The organism is Candidatus Stoquefichus sp. SB1, from assembly GCF_001244545.1.
Classification (GTDB): Bacteria; Bacillota_I; Bacilli_A; order Erysipelotrichales; family Coprobacillaceae; genus Stoquefichus.
On the sequence record NZ_LN852693.1, the window covers coordinates 397,202 to 415,131 of the forward strand.

A 17,930-nucleotide genomic window follows, 5' to 3' on the forward strand; every position below is an offset into this window, starting at 1 on the left:
AAATTTCAAAACACCATATGTTGATATTAATCGACTTGAATTCCTCAATGGCAGCTTCTTTGACATCCATTTCAAAACACCATATGTTGATATTAATCCAAGTATCAGGCGGTTCTTTCATTCTCGAATGCTACATTTCAAAACACCATATGTTGATATTAATCCTAGATAAAATGTGCATTTCAAAAACAAAGAATTGATAATTTAGTTGATAGATTCATTGTTTTTTCAATATTTTACCAGGCAATATTGCTTTTTGTAAATAATTGTAAAAAGCAGAAATTGTATTGATATAATCAATGCTTTTTAGATTGATTTAATTTCTTAGCTGGTAAAAATAACATAACTTTAAGATAATTATATTATTTTTAGCCATATATGTAAATGAATTTAAAAGAGTTCTAAATCAATAATATATTAAAGTAAACATCCTATGTTGATATTTAATGGCATCATTTACTCTTCTCACTCATTTCAAAATTTTTATTAAATATGGATAAAAGAAGCAACCACTTATGTGATGATTGCTTCTTTATGATAATATAGCATTAAACTTTATTTATACTTTTCAATAATACCTACTCCAATTGGATAAGGTCCAGTATGTACACCAATGGTAGCGCCAATATGTTGTAAAAGAACAGTTTGATGAAAGTCAGGGAATTTTTCATGCAATGTTGCTTCTAACAATTCCTTGAATTTCTGTCCTTCTTGTTGATCATAGCCATAACCAACACAAAAGGCATACTGATTAACATCTAATTGATTATCAACAAAATGATTAATCATATTCTCAATGACTTTACGTTTTGACTTTTCTCTTCCCCTTGTTACGCCGGAAGCAAAAATTTCACCATCACGTAAAACAATTAATGGTTTGATTCCTAAAGTTTTTGCAGCCACTCCAGCAACTTTACCAATTCTTCCACCATGAATCAAATACTCAAAGTTTCCAACAGTAAAGAAAATACGTCCTGTTGTTTTTATTTTTTCAATGATCTCAATCACTTGTTCATATGTCATTCCATCTTTTCGCATCTGAGCAGCCTCTAAAACTAACAATCCCTGTAGTACAGTATTCACTGTTGCATCGATAATTGTTATTTGTTGTTGAGGATAGTCTTCAGCTAATATTTGTTTAGCTGTATATGTACTATTATAAGAGCCTGAAAACTTGGTTGTTATACAGATACATATAATATCATCTCCATGTTTTAAAATAGGTTCAAATACCTCTAAATAATCTTCGACTGAAGGCATTGAAGTCATTGGAAAAATATCTTTATGATCAACCATAAATTGATATAAATCTTCAACTGAAATTTCTTCTTTTTCTTTTTGATGGTTTTTTCCATCACATGTAATATAGAATGGTACAACATGTAATTGATTTTGATCAACTAGATTTTGATCTAAATCACAAGAACCATCTGTTACAATTTGATACACAACTTTTCCTTCTTTCTCTAACAAGATTGAATCAATAAAACAGTTTCACTATTTTGAATGATTGCATATTTGTTATTCATCTGATTTGAAACACATAATGGATCACTTCGTTTTAAAAGATAATGGTCTAATGGATAATGACATTCTTGAAGTGTAATGACACTTTGGGTTAATGCAAATACTGAAAAATATTTATAATCATCTTTAAAGATTTTATGGTTTCCTGGTTTTAAGATATAAATTTTATTTTGCTGATCATAAATCGTAATAGCATAATCCTGATATTGTTCTAATAAACATAATACGGCTAAAAAATGATCCATTCGGTTTTGAGTAACGCCATATAAATCAATTTGATCATAACCTTTATCAATAGCATACTCAATAGCTAATGCTGTATCTGTATCATCTTTTATAGATGAAACTTCATTAACTACTAACCCTTCCAATAATTTCTTATCTTCAATCGAATCCATATCACCTAAAGCAATAATTGGTTTGATTCCCTGTTTCAGCAAATGGCAAACGCCCTGATCAACACCAATATAATCAATTTTATCATCCTTGATTAGACCAGCATCAACTCCACAATAAATACCTATCTTCATTTTAATAAATCAATAGCTTTCTGACGATCAGGAGATTGAAACACATAACTTCCAGCAACTAACACATCAACTCCAGCCTCTTTACAAAGTGCTCCAGTCTCAGCATTAATACCTCCATCAACTTCAATAACAAAATGACGATGTCCTCTCAATTGATAAAGGGCTTTTATCTTATCAATTGCAGATGTCTGAAAAGCTTGTCCACCAAATCCAGGTTCAACACTCATAACTAAAACAAGATCAATATCGTCTAAATATTTTTCAACTAACTGAGTTGGTGTAGCAGGTTTAATACTTATTCCTACATCAGCTCCCTGATTATGAATATGTTTAATCAATTCACGAACTGCTTTTTCATCTGACAAAGCCTCAAGATGAAAAGTAATTAAAGAAGCTCCTGCCTTAATAAACTCATCAACATATTTCATCGGATCACTAATCATCAAATGAACATCCAAATACAAATCAGTCACCTTTGCAATATCTTTTAAAATACTATATCCAAAAGAGATATTAGGGACAAAATGTCCATCCATAACATCATAATGAATCCAATCTGCTCCATATGTTCTTATCGAATCCAAATCACTTTTTAAATCAGCAAAATTTGCTGACAACACCGATGGTGCAACTTTAACCATATTTTTTCTCCTTTAATACCTTACTTTCTTTTAAAAACATTAAATAATGCTCATATCTTTCTAAAGATATATCACCATTTTCAACAGCCTCTTTAACCGCACAATGTGGTTCACTATCATGCAAACATCCTCTAAATTTACATGCTGAAGACAGTTCTTTAAAGTCATGAAAACTATGGGCAACTTGAATTGGTTCCATCTCCAATTCAAGTGATGAAAAACCTGGTGTATCAGCCACATAGCCATCATACATCTTTAACAGTTCAACATGACGAGTTGTATGTTTCCCACGTCCAAGTGCTTTAGAAATTTCATTAGTATCAATATTCAAATGAATATCTAAAGCATTCAATAGACTTGATTTTCCTACACCACTTTGGCCAGTAATAACACTCATTTTATCTTTAAAAAGATGTTTAATTTCTTCAACTCCCTGATTTTCTTTGGCACTGACATAATAAACACGATATCCTGCTTTCTCATATGGCAACATAATTGACTGAATGGTCTCTTGTACAACTAAATCCATTTTAGAAATACAAATAATCGGTTCAATATTCAAATGTTCAATAAAAACCAAAAAGCGATCCAATAAAAGGGTATTGATTTCAGGCTCTTGAGCTGAAAATACCAAAAGAGCCTGATCTACATTACAAATAGGTGGTCTTATTAAGACGTTTCGACGAGGTAAAAGTTTTCGAATATAGCCTTCCGTTTCATTTTCAATAGAAAACTCACATTTATCACCCACAAGTGGCTTTTGATCATCTTTTCTAAATTTTCCTCGTGCTCGACATTGATAGATAACGCCATCAGCCTCTACATAGTAAAATCCTGATAACGCCTTAATAATCATTCCGTTTTGCATCCATCCACCTCTTTCATTAATTTGTTGTTGTCCCTGATTGGGTATTGTTATCAGTTCCAGTATTTGGATCTGTTGTCCCGCCATTTGGATTCTGAGAATCACTAGGAAGATCAGGTTTATGATCATAATATTCTAAAGTAATATTTTCGTTTTTCTTATAAACAACTGTAAATGCATCTATAGATTGTTTCATAACAACATTGATTTTCATTGTTTTAATTTCTTCAACTGTTGTTGGTGGTGTTAAGACTTTTAAAGTCACCTTAAATCCTGCCTTTGTTAACAAATCTGCTGCTTTATTAATATCCTGTCCATAAACATTAGGAACCGTTACTGAATATCCTTTTGAAACAGTTAAAGTAATTGTTTTATTAGTTGAATTTGGATCAATCTTTTCACCTTGAACAATTGATTGTTTTAAAATCACGCCTTTTTCTTCTTCACTTGTTTCTTCTTCTTTAACAACATGGAAACCCTGATTTGATAAAATCGTTTCAATATCATCATAAGTCTTCCCAACATAATTATCAATAACAATATATTTACCAGATGATACAGTTAATTCAACAATATCACCTTTTTTAACTGCCGAACGTGCTTCAGGATTACTTGAAATCACTTTTCCTTCCTCAACAGTATCGCTTAATTCATGTTTAATATTTTCATCAACCTTCAAACCACTATTTTCTAATGTTTGAATAGCCTGTTCCTGTGTCAATGTTACAACATCAGGCATTTGGAAAGTATTGGCAGGCCTTAAGAAAAAGAAATAAATCAAACCAAATACAAGTAATGCTCCAACCACACAACCTGCTATAATTCCAACTTTCTTTTTATCTAAAGCTTTCTTTTCAGGTTCTTCTTCCATCAATTCTTCTGCTGGAATTTTGACTTGTGTCTGAGTAAAGAAATCTTTATCTTCTGCCACAATTGTTGTTTCATCAGGATCATCGTAAGTAAAAACTAATTTTTCTTCATTTTCACGAGATAAACATGTATTTAAATCCTCAAACATATCAATAGCTCGCAAATAACGATCTTTTGTATTTTTAGCAGTGGCTTTAATAATCACATTTTCAACAGATTGAGGAATTGACGGATTAAAAGCACGTACTGATGGAATATCATCTCGCATATGTTTTAATGCGATATTAACGGGTGATTCACCATTAAATGGCACTTCGCCTCTTAAAAGTTCATAAAAAACAATTCCTAAAGCATAAATATCACTTTGAGCAGTTGCTTTTTCACCACGAGCAATTTCTGGAGCCAAGTAATGAAGTGACCCCATAATAGTATCAGTTTGTGTCACTTGCGATAAAGACTGAATAGAAGCAATTCCAAAATCACCAATTTTGACAACGCCACTATCTGTCACCAAAATATTTTGTGGTTTTAAATCACGATGAACAATCCCAACAGAATGGGCTTTCGCTGTTGCACTCACAACTTGTTTCATAATATCAACAGCCTCAACATAATGTAAAGCTCCACGTTTATGGATCAATTCTTTTAATGTCTGTCCTGGAACATACTCCATAACAATATAATATTCATCATCTTCATCACCAACATCATAAATTTCAACAATATTTTTATGTGATAAGGCTGCTGCTGCACTGGCTTCACGATGAAAACGTGTCACATATACAGGATCACCTGTCAATGATGAACGCATAATTTTAACTGCTACAGTTCTTTTTAATATCTTATCTTCAGCAAGATAAACATCCGCCATCCCACCTTGACCAATTAAATCTTTTAAAACATAACGTCCTGCGATTGTTTTATTTATCTGACTCATTTTCAACAACTCCTTTAGTTAATATTAAGGCAAAACCGATATTATCTTTACCACCAAATGTATTTGCAGCATCCATCAATTCTTTTCCCATTTCTTCTAAATCAATATCTTTTTGAAGAATTTCTATTAATTGTGGATCAAATAATGAATTATATAAACCATCAGAGCATACTAAAATCAAATGCCCATTTCCTTGCTGGGTTGTAAAAGATACATCTAAATGTTCACTGACTCCTACTGCCTGCAACAAAATATTCTTTTGCGGATGATATAAAGCTTCTTCCTGTGAAATTGTTCCTGAATCAATCAGAACATTGACTAAAGTATCATCTTTTGTTAATTGGATTAATTGATTATCTTTAAATAAATAAGCACGTGAATCTCCCACATGAGAAATATAAATATGATTATCAATACAAAGAACAATAACGACTGTTGTTCCCATTCCCTCTAAATTTTCTGAAGTATGACTTTCATTCATCACCAAATGATGAGCATGATTGATAACTTCTTCCATCCAATCATGAATTTCCTCAGTTGATTGAAAAGCACCATGTTGCTGATAATGCTCTATAATATCATCACAAGTTAATTTTGAAGCAATCTCACCAGCATTATGTCCACCCATTCCATCACATAAAACAACCAAACCTTCTTGCTCACTTTTTTGATGATATCGCACATAATCCTGATTAATCGTTCGTACATTCCCAACATCACTCATTGCTATGATTTTCAAAAAGATCCACCTACCTTTTTTGCACGTAATTGGCCACAAGCGCCATCTATATCGCGACCATGTTCTTTTCTTAATGTCACATTAATTTTTAATCTTAACAGTTCGTTTTTAAAAATTTCAACATCTTTTGGTGCTGTCTGTTGATAGCCATGTTCATCAACCGCATTATAAGGAATAAGATTGACATAGGCATTCAATCCTTTCACATAATGGGCTAACTGTCGTGCATGAATAATATCATCATTGACACCTTTTAAAAGAATATATTCAAATGTGACACGACGATTCGTTTTTTGAATATAATCCTGTAATGATTTTCTTAACTCATCCATTGGATAACGCTTATTAATTGGCATGAGCTGATCTCGAATTTCATCATTAGGTGCATGTAAAGAAACTGCTAAGTTTGTTTGAATTCCTTCTTGCGCATATTCTTCAATTTTATCGCACAAGCCACATGTTGAAATCGTTAAGTGACGTGCACCAATTGCTAATCCTTTAGGATGATTAATAATATATATAAAGTTCATTACCTGCTGATAATTATCAAACGGTTCACCCGTTCCCATAACCACAACATGTGAAATTCGCTCACCTGTATCATTCATAACTGTTAAAACCTGATTAACCATTTCTCCAGCTGTTAAATCTCTTTGTTTTTTTAACAGACCGCTGGCACAAAAAGTACAGCCCATATTGCAGCCAAGTTGACTTGTCACACAAAGACTACGTCCATAATCATGAACCATCAAAACAGTTTCAATGAGGCCCCCATCTTCCAATTCTAAAAGATATTTAATTGTTCCATCTTGAGAAACCTGCTTTTCAATAATTTCTAATGGTCCGACTTGGAAATGAGAAATGAGTTTTTCTCTTAATTCTAATGACAAATTACTCATTTGATGAAAGTCTTGAATATTTTGACGATATAACCATTCAAACACTTGAGTCGCCCTAAACTTTTTTTCTCCTAAAGCAATAAATTCATCAATTAATTGTTCTTGTGTATAATCATATATTGATTTCATTGTTTCATTCCTTTTCTAGCAGGCACATATAAAAACCATCACTATGATATTGATATGGTAATATTGTTAATTCTTTGATCATTAACATATCAGGATGTTTTTTTATAAATGCTGCAATTTGTTTTTCGTTTTCTTTTTTATTGATGGTACAAGTGCTATATACAATATTACCACCATTTTTCAATAATGGGTATGCATTTTCTAATAATTTTTCCTGAATTTGAATAATTTCATCCATTGCATCAGCCGGATGATACTTAATTTCAGGTTTTCTTGCTAATACACCTAATCCACTACATGGAGCGTCTAAAAGAATTTTATCAAAACTATTATCAGGATAACGATGAGCTAACTGAGTGGAATCAGCAGCCTCTAATTCAACAATGGTTATTCCTAAACGTTCCATCTGTTTTTCTACTAATGGTATTTTATGTGGATAGAGATCAAAAGCCTTAATACAGCCTTGATTCTTCATAAGCGCAGCCAAATGAGATGTTTTTGTACCTGGTGCACAACACATATCTAAAACATACTCACCAGGCAATGGATTCAATAAAGGTGCCACCAGTTGACTCGATTCATCTTGAATCGTGACAAGTCCTTTTTGAAATGCTTCACTATTAGCAATATTGCCTTTATTATAATAAACACCCTCTTTTGAAAGTTGACCTTTTTCCCATGCCGGATCTTCTAACAAAGCATCTCGCGTTGTCATAAGTGTATTGACGCGAGCACATTTATAAGGCGTTTCATTATTGGCATAACAGATTTTTTTAGCTGTTTCAAAACCATACTGTTTGACAAACATTTTAACCATCCATAAGGGGTGACTTGTTTCAATTGATAAACGCTCTTGTAACTCTAAATGCTCAAGTGAATAAGAACAGGCAAAAGCCTTTTTTAAAACGGCATTAATAAATTGTGCTGTTCTCATACCTTTTTTCTTTTTTGCTAAATTGACTGCTTCATTAATAATTGCATAATCAGGAATCGCATCCATCATAAAATGTTGATATAGACTCATTAATAAAAGCATCTTTTCAAACGATTTGACTCTCCCTTGAAGATGTGGTTTCAAAATATATTCTAAAAAAATAAGATTTTGAACAGTTCCATATACAACACGTGTAATAAAATCTTTTTGTCTTCGTGTCAGATCATCATTTTGCAAATAAGAATTTAATGTCAAATTGAGATAACTGTTATCTTGTTTATATTTTAATAATATTTCTAAAGCAATTTGTCGATCCATTATCTTAAATTTGTGAATATGGATTAAAATCACATATCACATTTACCTTTCCTTTTTGTTTTTTATTGTAATAATCATTCATTGTCTGTAATGCTTCAAAGACCTCATCACTTTGAATAAACTTAATCAATATACGTTCACGATATTGATCTTGTAACTTATAAATCATACTTTTGGCCGGACCTAAGATGGCACAATGATGAAGATGATCAGTTAAATATTTTTTTATATCCTTAGCAGCAATTTGAACACGTTGTTGCTGGGAAGATTGAATAAGAATGCTGACCAGATGGCAATAAGGTGGATATTTTGCTTTTTGGCGATATAACATCTCCTGCTGATAAAATGCTAAGTAGTTATGTTGGGCAGCACAAGTAATTGCATAATGATCAGGATTATACGTCTGAATAATCACAGTTCCTTGCTTAACACCACGTCCACTTCGTCCTGAGACTTGACATAATAGTTGAAAAGTTCGTTCACTCGCACGAAAATCAGGAATATTCAAACTCATATCAGCATTGAGGACACCTACAAATGTCACATCTTCAAAATCTAATCCTTTAGCAATCATCTGTGTTCCTAATAAAATATTTCCTTCTTTACGACGAAAACGTTCCAAAAGTTTCATATGTCCATTTTTATTTTTAGTCGTATCTACATCATAACGAATCACTTTTGCATTTTCAAATGTCTTTGCGAGTTCCTCTTCAACACGTTGTGTTCCAAATCCAACACTTTTGAAATGAGTTGAGCCACAATGTGCACAACTCTGTGGATAACTTTGAACATATTCACAATAATGACACTTTAACACATGCTCATTTTTATGATAAGTTAAAGTCACATCACAATGTGGACATTTTACGACTTCTCCACAATCAGCACATTGAATATAAGTTGCATACCCACGTTTGTTTAATAATAAAATCACCTGTTCATTACGATTTAACGTTTCTTGTATTCGTGTTTTCATTTTTCTAGAAAACATAGAGTAGTTACGTTGTCTTGTTTCTTCTATCATATCTACGATTTCTACTTTTGGAAGTGGTTTTTGGTTTATTCTGTTTTTAAGTTCATATAAATCATAGACCCCTTTTAAAGCCCGTGAATAACTTTCTAATGAAGGTGTAGCACTTCCTAATACAACAGCACCGTGATGATATTGTGCACGCATCTTAGCAATCTGTGAAGTCAGATATCGAGGCTTAGACTCCTGTTTATAACTGGCATCATGTTCTTCATCAAGAATAATCAATCCAATATTTTCCAAAGGTGCAAAGACAGCGGAGCGTGCTCCTACAACAATTTGAACTTCTTGTTTTTTAATACGTCGGTATTCATCATATTTTTCACCTTGTGATAAACGTGAATGCAAAATTGCCACCTGATCTCCAAAACGCTGTTTAAAAACCTCTACCATCATTGGTGTCAGTGATATTTCTGGTACCAGCATCATCACTGTCCTTTTATTTTCTATGTAGTAAGCCGCTAATGCTAGATAAACTTCTGTCTTACCTGAGCCTGTAACTCCATGTAATAAGGAAACACGTTGAGGATGTTCAATAATTCCTTTGACTACCTTTTTTTGATCTGCAGTTAATTCTATTTGAGATGATTCTTTTTGATAAAGGCTCAAAGGCTGACGATAAATTTCTTTTTGAACATATCTTATGAAACCTTGTTTCACTAATCGATCTAATAAACCTTTTGTATAAGGAATATCTTGAATCAAAGCATCTGGATGTTCTTTTAAATAATCTAAACATTCTTGTTGTTTAACTGTTTGTGCTTTTCCATCAGCAATCACCTGAACAGCACGTCTTAATTTCAATCCTACAGAATGGTTTGTACTCGGTTTTAATTGTGCAGGCAACATAGCCTGTAAACATGCAATACGGGGTGAAAGAGTCATTTTAGACATTTGATATGCTAATGATTGAAGTTCATCATTTAAAAGTGGTTCTTCATCAATAACATCAATAATATACTGATATTGAAAACCAGCCTCTGCTTCTAATTGTTCTTGAGATAACGGAGTCTTTTCAATAGATTCAACATAACCAACTAATTTTTGATAACCAAAAGGAATAAAAACCCGGATTCCTACTTTTAATTGTTGATCACATAAATAATCAAATGTTGTATCTAAAGAATGAACTGGATGTTCTACCAGCACTTTAACAATGTACATATTTTCACCACCTGTCGCTTTATTTTATCATAAAATCACTTTCTTGAATAGAAAAAGGATACAAACGTATCCCTATGCATTTTCTCTAATAATTCTTGATATTTGTTCCTTTGCAGCCAATACATCATCATTTTCAACTACATATTTATATTCATCTTTTGTCGCAATTTCTTTTCTCGCTTTATCCAAACGTTCTTTGACAACATCTTCCGCTTCTGTACGACGACCACGAATACGTCTTTCCAATTCTTCAAATGAAGGTGGAACCAAGAAAATTGTTAAGGCTTGAGGACATTTACGCATAACCTGTAATGCTCCTTGTACTTCAATCTCTAAAACAACATTTTTTCCTTCATTTAATAATTGTTCAACATAAAATCTTGGTGTTCCATAATAGTTACCTACAAATTTCGCATATTCTAGCAACTCATCATTTTCAATCTTATTTAAAAACTCAGTTTCACTGACAAAGAAATAATCAACACCCTCTTGTTCTGTAGGGCGTGGCTTCCTTGTTGTCATTGAAATAGAATATGCCAAATTTAAAGACTGATCCTTAAAAAGTTCTTGTCGTACAGTTCCTTTACCCACTCCACTTGGTCCACTTAATATAATTAATAGCCCTTTTTTCACAACATCCACCATCCTTTATGAAACAATGTTACATGAACACAACTTTAATGTCAATTCTTTTTCAAATATGTTATACTAAATAACGGTGATAAAATATGGCTTATGATGGAATTATGTTGTCTCGGGTTGTTGAAAATCTACAATCACAACTGACTGGAGGCAGAATTAACAAGATATATCAAATATCTCAATATGAACTTTTGTTTCATGTACGTGCTCAAGGCACAAATCAAAAATTATTGATGTCAATACATCCTATGTATGCTCGAATTCAATTAACATCTCTTACTTATCCTACTCCAGCTACACCTAATGCTTTTACAATGTTACTAAGAAAGCATTTAGAAGGCGCTTATATTGAATCAATTGTACAGCTTCAATTAGATCGTATTATTGATATCCATTTTGTAGGAACAAATGAGTTTAAAGATACTGTTGAATTACATCTTTATATGGAAATTATGGGTAAACATTCTAATGTGATTGTTGCATACAACAATCATAAAATTATCGATTGCTTAAAACGTGTTTCTCCTTCAATGAGTGCACGAATTATGCAACCAGGTGCAATTTATGAATTCCCGCCTTTAATTGAAAAGAAAAATCCAATGACAAGTGAATTTATACCAACTGATAATTTAACGAAAATATATCAGGGGATTTCACCTGAACTCTCTCGTGAGATTTTGTATCGAATGGATCATGGAGAAGATTTTGGTGAAGTTATGAAAAATTTACAAAAATCAAATCAAATTTATATTCATAAATTAGATGCAAAAGAATATTTTCATCTCATTCCTTTAACACATTTACAATGCGATTATGAAGTTTATCCACTCTTTGAGGGCTTAGATACACATTATCATTTAATTGATCAAAAAGATCGTATTAAACAACAAACATCTGATTTAGCTAAATATATTCAAAATGAATATCAAAGAAATATCAATAAACTTCATAAATTAGAAAAAACTCTTTTTGATTCACAAAATAGTGATGAATATCGTATTATGGGTGATTTATTATTTGCAAATTTACATTTGATTCAAAAAGGACAAACAAGTGTGACTGTAGAAAATTATTATGATGGTACGATGATGACAATTGAATTAAATGAAAAGTATGATGGGAAAACAAATGCCAATAAGTATTATGCAAAATATCAAAAAGCTAAAAATGCTTTACATCATTTAGAAGAACAAATAGCTTTAACAAAAGAAGAAATTAATTATTTTGATACTTTGATAACACTAATGGAAAATGCAAATTATTATGATGCTTTAGAAATAAAAGAAGAACTAGAAAATCTTGGTTATTTAAAAAAGAAAAAAACCAAACAAGTTCATCGAACTTTAAAAATGCATTATGAAACTTATCAGACTAAAGATAATATTATGATATATGTAGGTAAGAATAACCTGCAAAACGATTATCTTACCTTTAAAATGGCTTCTAAAAATGATATGTGGTTTCATGTCAAAGACATGCCTGGAAGCCATGTGATTGTGCATAGTGAAGAATTAGACGAATATACAATAAGACTGGCAAGTCAAATGGCAGCTTATTTTTCCAAAGGAAAACACAGTTCATCAGTCCCTGTTAATTATACAAAGATTCGAACTTTGAAAAAACCACAAGGAAGCAAGCCAGGAAAAGTCATTCTTTCTCATTACTCAACAATTTATATTGATCCTGATGAGACTTTCTTAAAAGAAGTTAAAAAGATTGATTAAATGGTGCATTGACAAATGTTTGTTCATACTGAGGATAATAAACTGGGTAATACATGCAATGATTAACACGACGACATTCAACTGGACAAATAACTGGTTGTGGAACTGGTGTAACCTGATTTGTCACACATACTTTTTTAGGTGCAACAATTGGTTGAGGTCTAGGACATCCATTCATGCATGAGCAGCCACCCATTTGTGGCATATTGTTCATTGAACACCCACATCCTTGGTTTGTACCTGCACATCCACATGGACGTGCTTGTTGTCCATGACAACCACAAGATTGATTATACATATTTTTTCCCTCCTTCGATATATACTATGAAAATTCAAAAGAAGTGTAAGGGCAAATGAAAGGAGTTTTTATGAAATTAATACCTTGGTGTCTTTTTAATGAAATTGAAGCTTATACAACATGTGCCTATGATGAAAATCATCAACTTATTGATATGAGCTATAATGGCTTTAATGATCAGCAAGTCTTAAAAAATCGACAAGCACTTGCTCAACAACTTCATACAGACTTAAATCATATGGTAGCAACCTATCAGCAACATACCACTCGCTTTTTAAAAGTTTCTAATCAGGATGGAGGACGTGGAATGTTGAGTCGTGATGATGCTTTTATTGGATATGATGCTATGTATACAAAAGATCCTCATTTATGGTTATGGACTTTTCACGCTGATTGCTGTCCTGTTTTACTATATTGTCGTGATCAAAAGATAGTAGCAGCCATTCATTCCGGCTGGAAAGGAACAGTTGGTGAAATTGTTGGAAAAGTAACAAAGTATCTTATTGAACATGAAAATTGTCATCCCGAGTATATTTATGCTTATATAGGTCCATCAATAGAACAAAGAAATTTTGAAGCAAAAGATGATATTATTGATTTAGTAAAAGATATGTCATTTGATACACATGCTTTTTATACAGAAAAAGAAGATGGCAATTATTTACTTGATAGCAAAGGCTTAATTCGACAACAGCTTATCAATTTGAATGTTATATCTGAGCATATAACAGTTTCACCTTATTGTACAATTGAAAATGAAGAGTTATTCTTCTCTTATCGTCGCAATAAGACACCCCATCGCAATATCACAATGATTCAGTTAAAATCCATTTCTGATTCATGATGTAAGATTCATTATAAAACGACCTTTATACAAAGGTCGTTTTATAATTCGCGTTTTTGAATAAGTTCTTTCATTGCACGAGGAATATATTGAATCAACTGTGAAGGAATGACAGTATAAGCATCACGAGCAATCTGATCTCCAGCATAGCCATGAATATAAACCCCTAACATAGCTGCTTGTATACCAGAATAACCTTGCCCTAAAAAACTAACAATCATGCCAGCCAGCACATCTCCCATACCTCCACTTGCCATTGCTTTATTTCCAGTTGCAATACGATAAGCCTCCTGACCATCAGTAATCATTGTATAAGGTCCTTTTAAAACAAGTATGACATTATGCTGACGCGCAAAATCTTTAGCAACCAATAAAATATCATCTTCTTCACAAAAGTCGCATAAACGCTTAAATTCACCCATATGTGGTGTTAAGATAATATCACGTTCCTGATTTTTCAATAAATCTAAACGTGTTGCTAAAATCGTTAAAGCATCAGCATCAATAACAAGCGGTTGTGTAGATAATGTGAAAACATCCATAACATAACGATAACTATCTAGACTTTGTCCTAAACCACAACCAATCAATAATGCCTGATATTTTATAAAATCTTCTTTTTGAAATATAGGCGGTCTCAACTGTGTTGTTGCTTCAGGACAAAAAACAGTCAAAGAATCAATAACTTGTTGCTCTGTAATCACATTGACAATACCACTGCCACTATAGACAGCACTCTTTCCACTAAGCAAGGCTGCCCCCTTATAGTCTTGACAGCCAGTAATTAAGCCAACTCTTCCATAAGTTCCCTTATGTCCGTAAAACTGTCTATCTTTTAAGATTGGTAAAATAAATTCTTCATCAACCAATTGATACAATCCAACTTCATCATAAACATCATCTACATCTAATTGTTCAACAATCACTTTTCCTGTAAAAAAAAGACTATCTGGATTTAAAAAACCATTTTTTAAAGCCGTTAAAGTGATTGTCTGTGTAGCACAAATAACACTTTGATAAGGATTTCCACTATCACAATCTAAGCCCGTTGGAATATCTATAGCAATAATCTCTTTATCATAAAGATGATTGAGTTCCTCAATCACAATCTGATAAATACCTCGTGGAGAACTATTCAAGCCATTTCCAAACATTGCATCAATAACAACATCACTTTTTGCTATTTCTGACATAACAACATCTATGACATCAGCATGCAATAAAACAATATGCATCCCCTCTTCATAACAACAATCTAGATAATAACGATTGGCTTTTGATAAATGATTTTGATCTTCAAAGATATAAACATTGACTTTTTTCCCCTGTTTCATTAATTTTAAAGCCAATGACAAACCATCAGCACCATTATTTCCAGGACCACATAATAAACTATAAGAACTATAATTCATATGCTTTAATAAGCAATCACTTGCCTTATCAACCAATTCAATTATAGAATATCCATTATTTATTAAGCACTGATCATAATCCATCATTAATTTTTGACTACCTATATACATATTCTCACCTACTCTTACTTATCTTTATTATAATCTTTTTCTATTCAAGGAAGCAAGAAAAAAAGCAGATAGACATCTATCTGCTTTAATGGCTTGCTATTTTCTTCCTCCGCCAGCCCAATGGCTAACCCAGTAAGAACTATTTAAATTCGCAGTTGAAACACCAGTTCTTGATGAACCAGCATGAACGAAACGTCCTCCGCCGATATAAATACCAACATGAGTAATTCCACCTTTTCCTGTTGTTCCTTTAAAGAACACAAGATCTCCTGCTTTTAAATTAGACTTAGACACTCTGCTTGTCGCGCTATATTGACCAGCAGCTGTTCTTGGTAATGAAACTCCATTTTGTCTATAAGCCCATTGTGTTAATCCAGAGCAGTCAAATGCATTTGGACCACTTCCACCTGCTACATAACGGCTTCCAACACGACTTAATGCACTTGCCGCAGCACCTGCATTTGTAGGGATTGGACTTTCAACTTTGACACTCAAAGTTTTAGAAGCAGTATTTCCAGCCGCATCAGTGACGGTATATTTAACTGAATACTTACCAGCTTTGCTAGTATTAACTGAACCACTTATTTTCACTTTTGAAGTGACATTTCCATCTTTGTTATCAATAGCACTATTTAAATAACTCTTAGCGTTAAAACTTTTTCCAGTTGTCATTGTTAAAGATGTCTTAGACAAATTAATGCTTGGTGCACTAATATCTTTAACATCAACTGTCAATGTTTTACTTGATTCGTTACCAGATGAATCAGTAGCTGTTAATTTCAATGTTGTTGAACCAATCTTCTTAGTATCAACATTACCATCTACTTTAATTGATGCTACTTTCTTATCGAAGTTATCAGTTATATTAACATAATCTGAATAACTAAATTTTGACCCATAGTCTACAGTCACTGTAGAACCTTTTTTATAACTTATATTAGGTGCTTCTGAATCAGATACATAGAATTCATACGTTTGTTTTGTAACGTTACCTACAGTATCAGAAACATTAAGCTCAATTGTTTGTGTTCCTAATTTTGAAGTATCAAGTTTTTGACTTGCTTCAATGAACGGTGTGACATCACCATCAACATTATCAGTTGCCTGAACATATTTTGTAATATCATTACTTCCATTGACAGGGACATCAATAACATATCCATTGCTCTTTCCAACTGGTTTCAATTCAGGAGCTGTCTTATCAACAACCTCTACTTGGACAACCTTATTTCGTGAATTTGAGAACAAATCAGTAGCTGTAACTTCAACGTTATATATACCCAATTGATAAGCATCATATGCGTTATCATTAATTTGAACATCAATCGCATCTAGGGAATCTTGATTATCAGAAATAGCAAACATACTTTTATCAAGTTTTGTTCCATAAAGAACTTCGATTTTGTTGGCATCGATGACAGGTTTTTCCTTGTCAACAGCGGCATAACCAACCAACCCAAATGTTGTTACAAATAACATTGGGATAAACATCGCTTTACGCTTAATAATCTGTTCTTGCAGATTTTCTAATAAATTCGTCTTAATATTACTATCCATTCGTTGCCTCCTTTCAATAATATACCCACTTAGAATTATAGACCAACGTTCACAAAAAGTCCACAACTTTCTTAAGAAATTCTTAAGAAATTGAAATTATATTGATGCATTCAATGTTTTTTCGCATAACTTTTTTTGAGATTTCTTAAGAAATATGAAAAAAATGGTGATTTCTATACATTATTGTAGCCAAAATCATGCTTTTTAGACATAATTTTCCTTTCTTTTCATAACATGATATAAAAAAGGAGAGTTGTATGATTATCTATTTTGCTATTTATTGTTTTTTAGGTTATTTGCTTGAATCTTGCTATGTTTCTATTTTACAAAGAAAATGGATTTCTTCTGGTTTATTAAAAGGTCCCTTTATTCCACTCTATGGTTTAGGTGCACTTTTACTCATTCTTTTATTTCCATATTTACACACTTCGTATTATCTGAGTTTCTTTGTTGGTGGGATTGCTATGACAATATTAGAATATTTTGCAAGTGTTTATATTGAGAAAGCATTTCATACACGCTGCTGGGATTATTCACGACATCCTTGTCAATTACATGGACGTATTTGTTTGTTCTATTTTATTATTTGGTGCTTTTTAAGTTTATTGTTTATTCAATATATTCATCCATTTTTTATGTCATTAAATATTATGAATGACTCTGTCTCATTGATTTGTCTTATTTATCTTGGATTTATTTTAAAAGCATTTATTGATCGTCTTCAATTTCATAAAATAAATGGTCTTGACATTCATTAAT

At 32.3% G+C, this 17,930-nt stretch carries 16 protein-coding genes and 1 CRISPR repeat array (1 of these 17 cut by a window edge); of the genes, 3 read left to right on the forward strand and 13 right to left on the reverse strand.

Going from position 1 to position 17,930, the window contains the following annotated elements; genetic code table 11:
• Positions 1–164: direct repeats of the CRISPR family, unit length 30 nt; unit sequence ATTTCAAAACACCATATGTTGATATTAATC; it begins 591 nt to the left of the window's first position.
• Positions 165–555: 391 nt separating this feature from the next.
• The 10 genes from BN1865_RS03090 to gmk all read right to left on the reverse strand — a co-directional run bounded on the left by BN1865_RS03090 (position 556) and on the right by gmk (position 11,216).
• Positions 556–1,449: a DegV family protein gene (locus tag BN1865_RS03090; protein ID WP_050635797.1), complete on the reverse strand. Its 894-nt coding sequence runs from the start codon at positions 1,447–1,449 to the stop codon at positions 556–558.
• A gap of 17 nt (positions 1,450–1,466) precedes the next feature.
• Positions 1,467–2,057: a thiamine diphosphokinase gene (locus BN1865_RS03095; RefSeq protein WP_050635798.1), complete on the reverse strand. Its 591-nt coding sequence runs from the start codon at positions 2,055–2,057 to the stop codon at positions 1,467–1,469.
• Positions 2,054–2,698 (reverse strand): ribulose-phosphate 3-epimerase, encoded by a 645-nt coding sequence (gene rpe / locus BN1865_RS03100; RefSeq protein WP_050635799.1) that lies wholly within the window; start codon positions 2,696–2,698, stop codon positions 2,054–2,056. Before rpe ends, BN1865_RS03095 begins: the two co-directional genes overlap by 4 nt.
• Entirely contained in the window at positions 2,691–3,566 is an 876-nt protein-coding gene (gene rsgA / locus BN1865_RS03105) for a ribosome small subunit-dependent GTPase A (protein ID WP_050635800.1), read from the reverse strand. Before rsgA ends, rpe begins: the two co-directional genes overlap by 8 nt.
• 16 nt (positions 3,567–3,582) lie before the next feature.
• On the reverse strand, positions 3,583–5,370 hold the full coding sequence (gene pknB / locus BN1865_RS03110; RefSeq protein WP_050635801.1) for a Stk1 family PASTA domain-containing Ser/Thr kinase: 1,788 nt from the start codon (positions 5,368–5,370) through the stop codon (positions 3,583–3,585).
• Positions 5,354–6,109, reverse strand: a complete 756-nt coding sequence (locus BN1865_RS03115) for a Stp1/IreP family PP2C-type Ser/Thr phosphatase (protein ID WP_050635802.1) — start codon at positions 6,107–6,109, stop codon at positions 5,354–5,356. Before BN1865_RS03115 ends, pknB begins: the two co-directional genes overlap by 17 nt.
• A complete protein-coding gene (gene rlmN / locus BN1865_RS03120; protein ID WP_050635803.1) occupies positions 6,106–7,137 on the reverse strand; it encodes a dual-specificity RNA methyltransferase RlmN in 1,032 nt (343 codons plus the stop codon). Before rlmN ends, BN1865_RS03115 begins: the two co-directional genes overlap by 4 nt.
• A 4-nt stretch (positions 7,138–7,141) precedes the next feature.
• Positions 7,142–8,389 (reverse strand): 16S rRNA (cytosine(967)-C(5))-methyltransferase RsmB, encoded by a 1,248-nt coding sequence (gene rsmB / locus BN1865_RS03125; RefSeq protein WP_050635886.1) that lies wholly within the window; start codon positions 8,387–8,389, stop codon positions 7,142–7,144.
• Between the two features lie 4 nt (positions 8,390–8,393).
• A complete protein-coding gene (gene priA / locus BN1865_RS03130) occupies positions 8,394–10,583 on the reverse strand; it encodes a replication restart helicase PriA (protein WP_050635804.1) in 2,190 nt (729 codons plus the stop codon).
• Positions 10,584–10,655: 72 nt separating this feature from the next.
• Entirely contained in the window at positions 10,656–11,216 is a 561-nt protein-coding gene (gene gmk, locus BN1865_RS03135) for a guanylate kinase (RefSeq protein ID WP_050635805.1), read from the reverse strand.
• A 95-nt stretch (positions 11,217–11,311) separates the two neighbouring features.
• Here gmk and BN1865_RS03140 point away from each other — a divergent pair, with 95 nt between their 5' ends.
• Complete coding sequence (locus BN1865_RS03140) at positions 11,312–12,949, forward strand: Rqc2 family fibronectin-binding protein (protein WP_050635806.1); 1,638 nt, start codon at positions 11,312–11,314, stop codon at positions 12,947–12,949.
• Here the strand turns inward: BN1865_RS03140 and BN1865_RS03145 are convergent.
• Positions 12,933–13,247, reverse strand: a complete 315-nt coding sequence (locus tag BN1865_RS03145; RefSeq protein ID WP_050635807.1) for a hypothetical protein — start codon at positions 13,245–13,247, stop codon at positions 12,933–12,935. The two genes, BN1865_RS03140 and BN1865_RS03145, sit on opposite strands and share 17 nt — an antisense overlap.
• Positions 13,248–13,317: 70 nt before the next feature.
• On the opposite strand from BN1865_RS03145, the gene pgeF reads away from it, so the two are divergent.
• Positions 13,318–14,091 (forward strand): peptidoglycan editing factor PgeF, encoded by a 774-nt coding sequence (gene pgeF / locus BN1865_RS03150; protein ID WP_050635808.1) that lies wholly within the window; start codon positions 13,318–13,320, stop codon positions 14,089–14,091.
• 41 nt (positions 14,092–14,132) lie between these two features.
• On the opposite strand, the gene BN1865_RS03155 is transcribed toward pgeF, so the two are convergent.
• Together BN1865_RS03155 and BN1865_RS03160 are read right to left on the reverse strand one after the other, a co-directional pair.
• The gene (locus BN1865_RS03155) at positions 14,133–15,614 is read right to left on the reverse strand and encodes a bifunctional ADP-dependent NAD(P)H-hydrate dehydratase/NAD(P)H-hydrate epimerase (protein WP_050635809.1); all 1,482 of its coding nucleotides are present in this window, start codon (positions 15,612–15,614) and stop codon (positions 14,133–14,135) included.
• 96 nt (positions 15,615–15,710) lie between these two features.
• Entirely contained in the window at positions 15,711–17,171 is a 1,461-nt protein-coding gene (locus BN1865_RS03160; RefSeq protein WP_050635810.1) for a C40 family peptidase, read from the reverse strand.
• A gap of 257 nt (positions 17,172–17,428) precedes the next feature.
• On the opposite strand from BN1865_RS03160, the gene BN1865_RS03165 reads away from it, so the two are divergent.
• Positions 17,429–17,929: a putative ABC transporter permease gene (locus tag BN1865_RS03165; protein ID WP_050635811.1), complete on the forward strand. Its 501-nt coding sequence runs from the start codon at positions 17,429–17,431 to the stop codon at positions 17,927–17,929.
• Position 17,930 lies beyond the last annotated feature (1 nt).

Bases quoted from the DNA above. Each gene is read 5' to 3' on its own strand.
- BN1865_RS03095 (WP_050635798.1), bottom strand. From the start codon at position 2,057: ATGAAGATAGGTATTTATTGTGGAGTTGATGCTGGTCTAATCAAGGAT.
- rpe (WP_050635799.1), bottom strand. From the start codon at position 2,698: ATGGTTAAAGTTGCACCATCGGTGTTGTCAGCAAATTTTGCTGATTTA.
- rsgA (WP_050635800.1), bottom strand. From the start codon at position 3,566: ATGCAAAACGGAATGATTATTAAGGCGTTATCAGGATTTTACTATGTA.
- pknB (WP_050635801.1), bottom strand. From the start codon at position 5,370: ATGAGTCAGATAAATAAAACAATCGCAGGACGTTATGTTTTAAAAGAT.
- rlmN (WP_050635803.1), bottom strand. From the start codon at position 7,137: ATGAAATCAATATATGATTATACACAAGAACAATTAATTGATGAATTT.
- rsmB (WP_050635886.1), bottom strand. From the start codon at position 8,389: ATGGATCGACAAATTGCTTTAGAAATATTATTAAAATATAAACAAGAT.
- priA (WP_050635804.1), bottom strand. From the start codon at position 10,583: ATGTACATTGTTAAAGTGCTGGTAGAACATCCAGTTCATTCTTTAGAT.
- BN1865_RS03140 (WP_050635806.1), top strand. From the start codon at position 11,312: ATGGCTTATGATGGAATTATGTTGTCTCGGGTTGTTGAAAATCTACAA.
- BN1865_RS03145 (WP_050635807.1), bottom strand. From the start codon at position 13,247: ATGTATAATCAATCTTGTGGTTGTCATGGACAACAAGCACGTCCATGT.
- pgeF (WP_050635808.1), top strand. From the start codon at position 13,318: ATGAAATTAATACCTTGGTGTCTTTTTAATGAAATTGAAGCTTATACA.
- BN1865_RS03155 (WP_050635809.1), bottom strand. From the start codon at position 15,614: ATGTATATAGGTAGTCAAAAATTAATGATGGATTATGATCAGTGCTTA.
- BN1865_RS03160 (WP_050635810.1), bottom strand. From the start codon at position 17,171: ATGGATAGTAATATTAAGACGAATTTATTAGAAAATCTGCAAGAACAG.
- BN1865_RS03165 (WP_050635811.1), top strand. From the start codon at position 17,429: ATGATTATCTATTTTGCTATTTATTGTTTTTTAGGTTATTTGCTTGAA.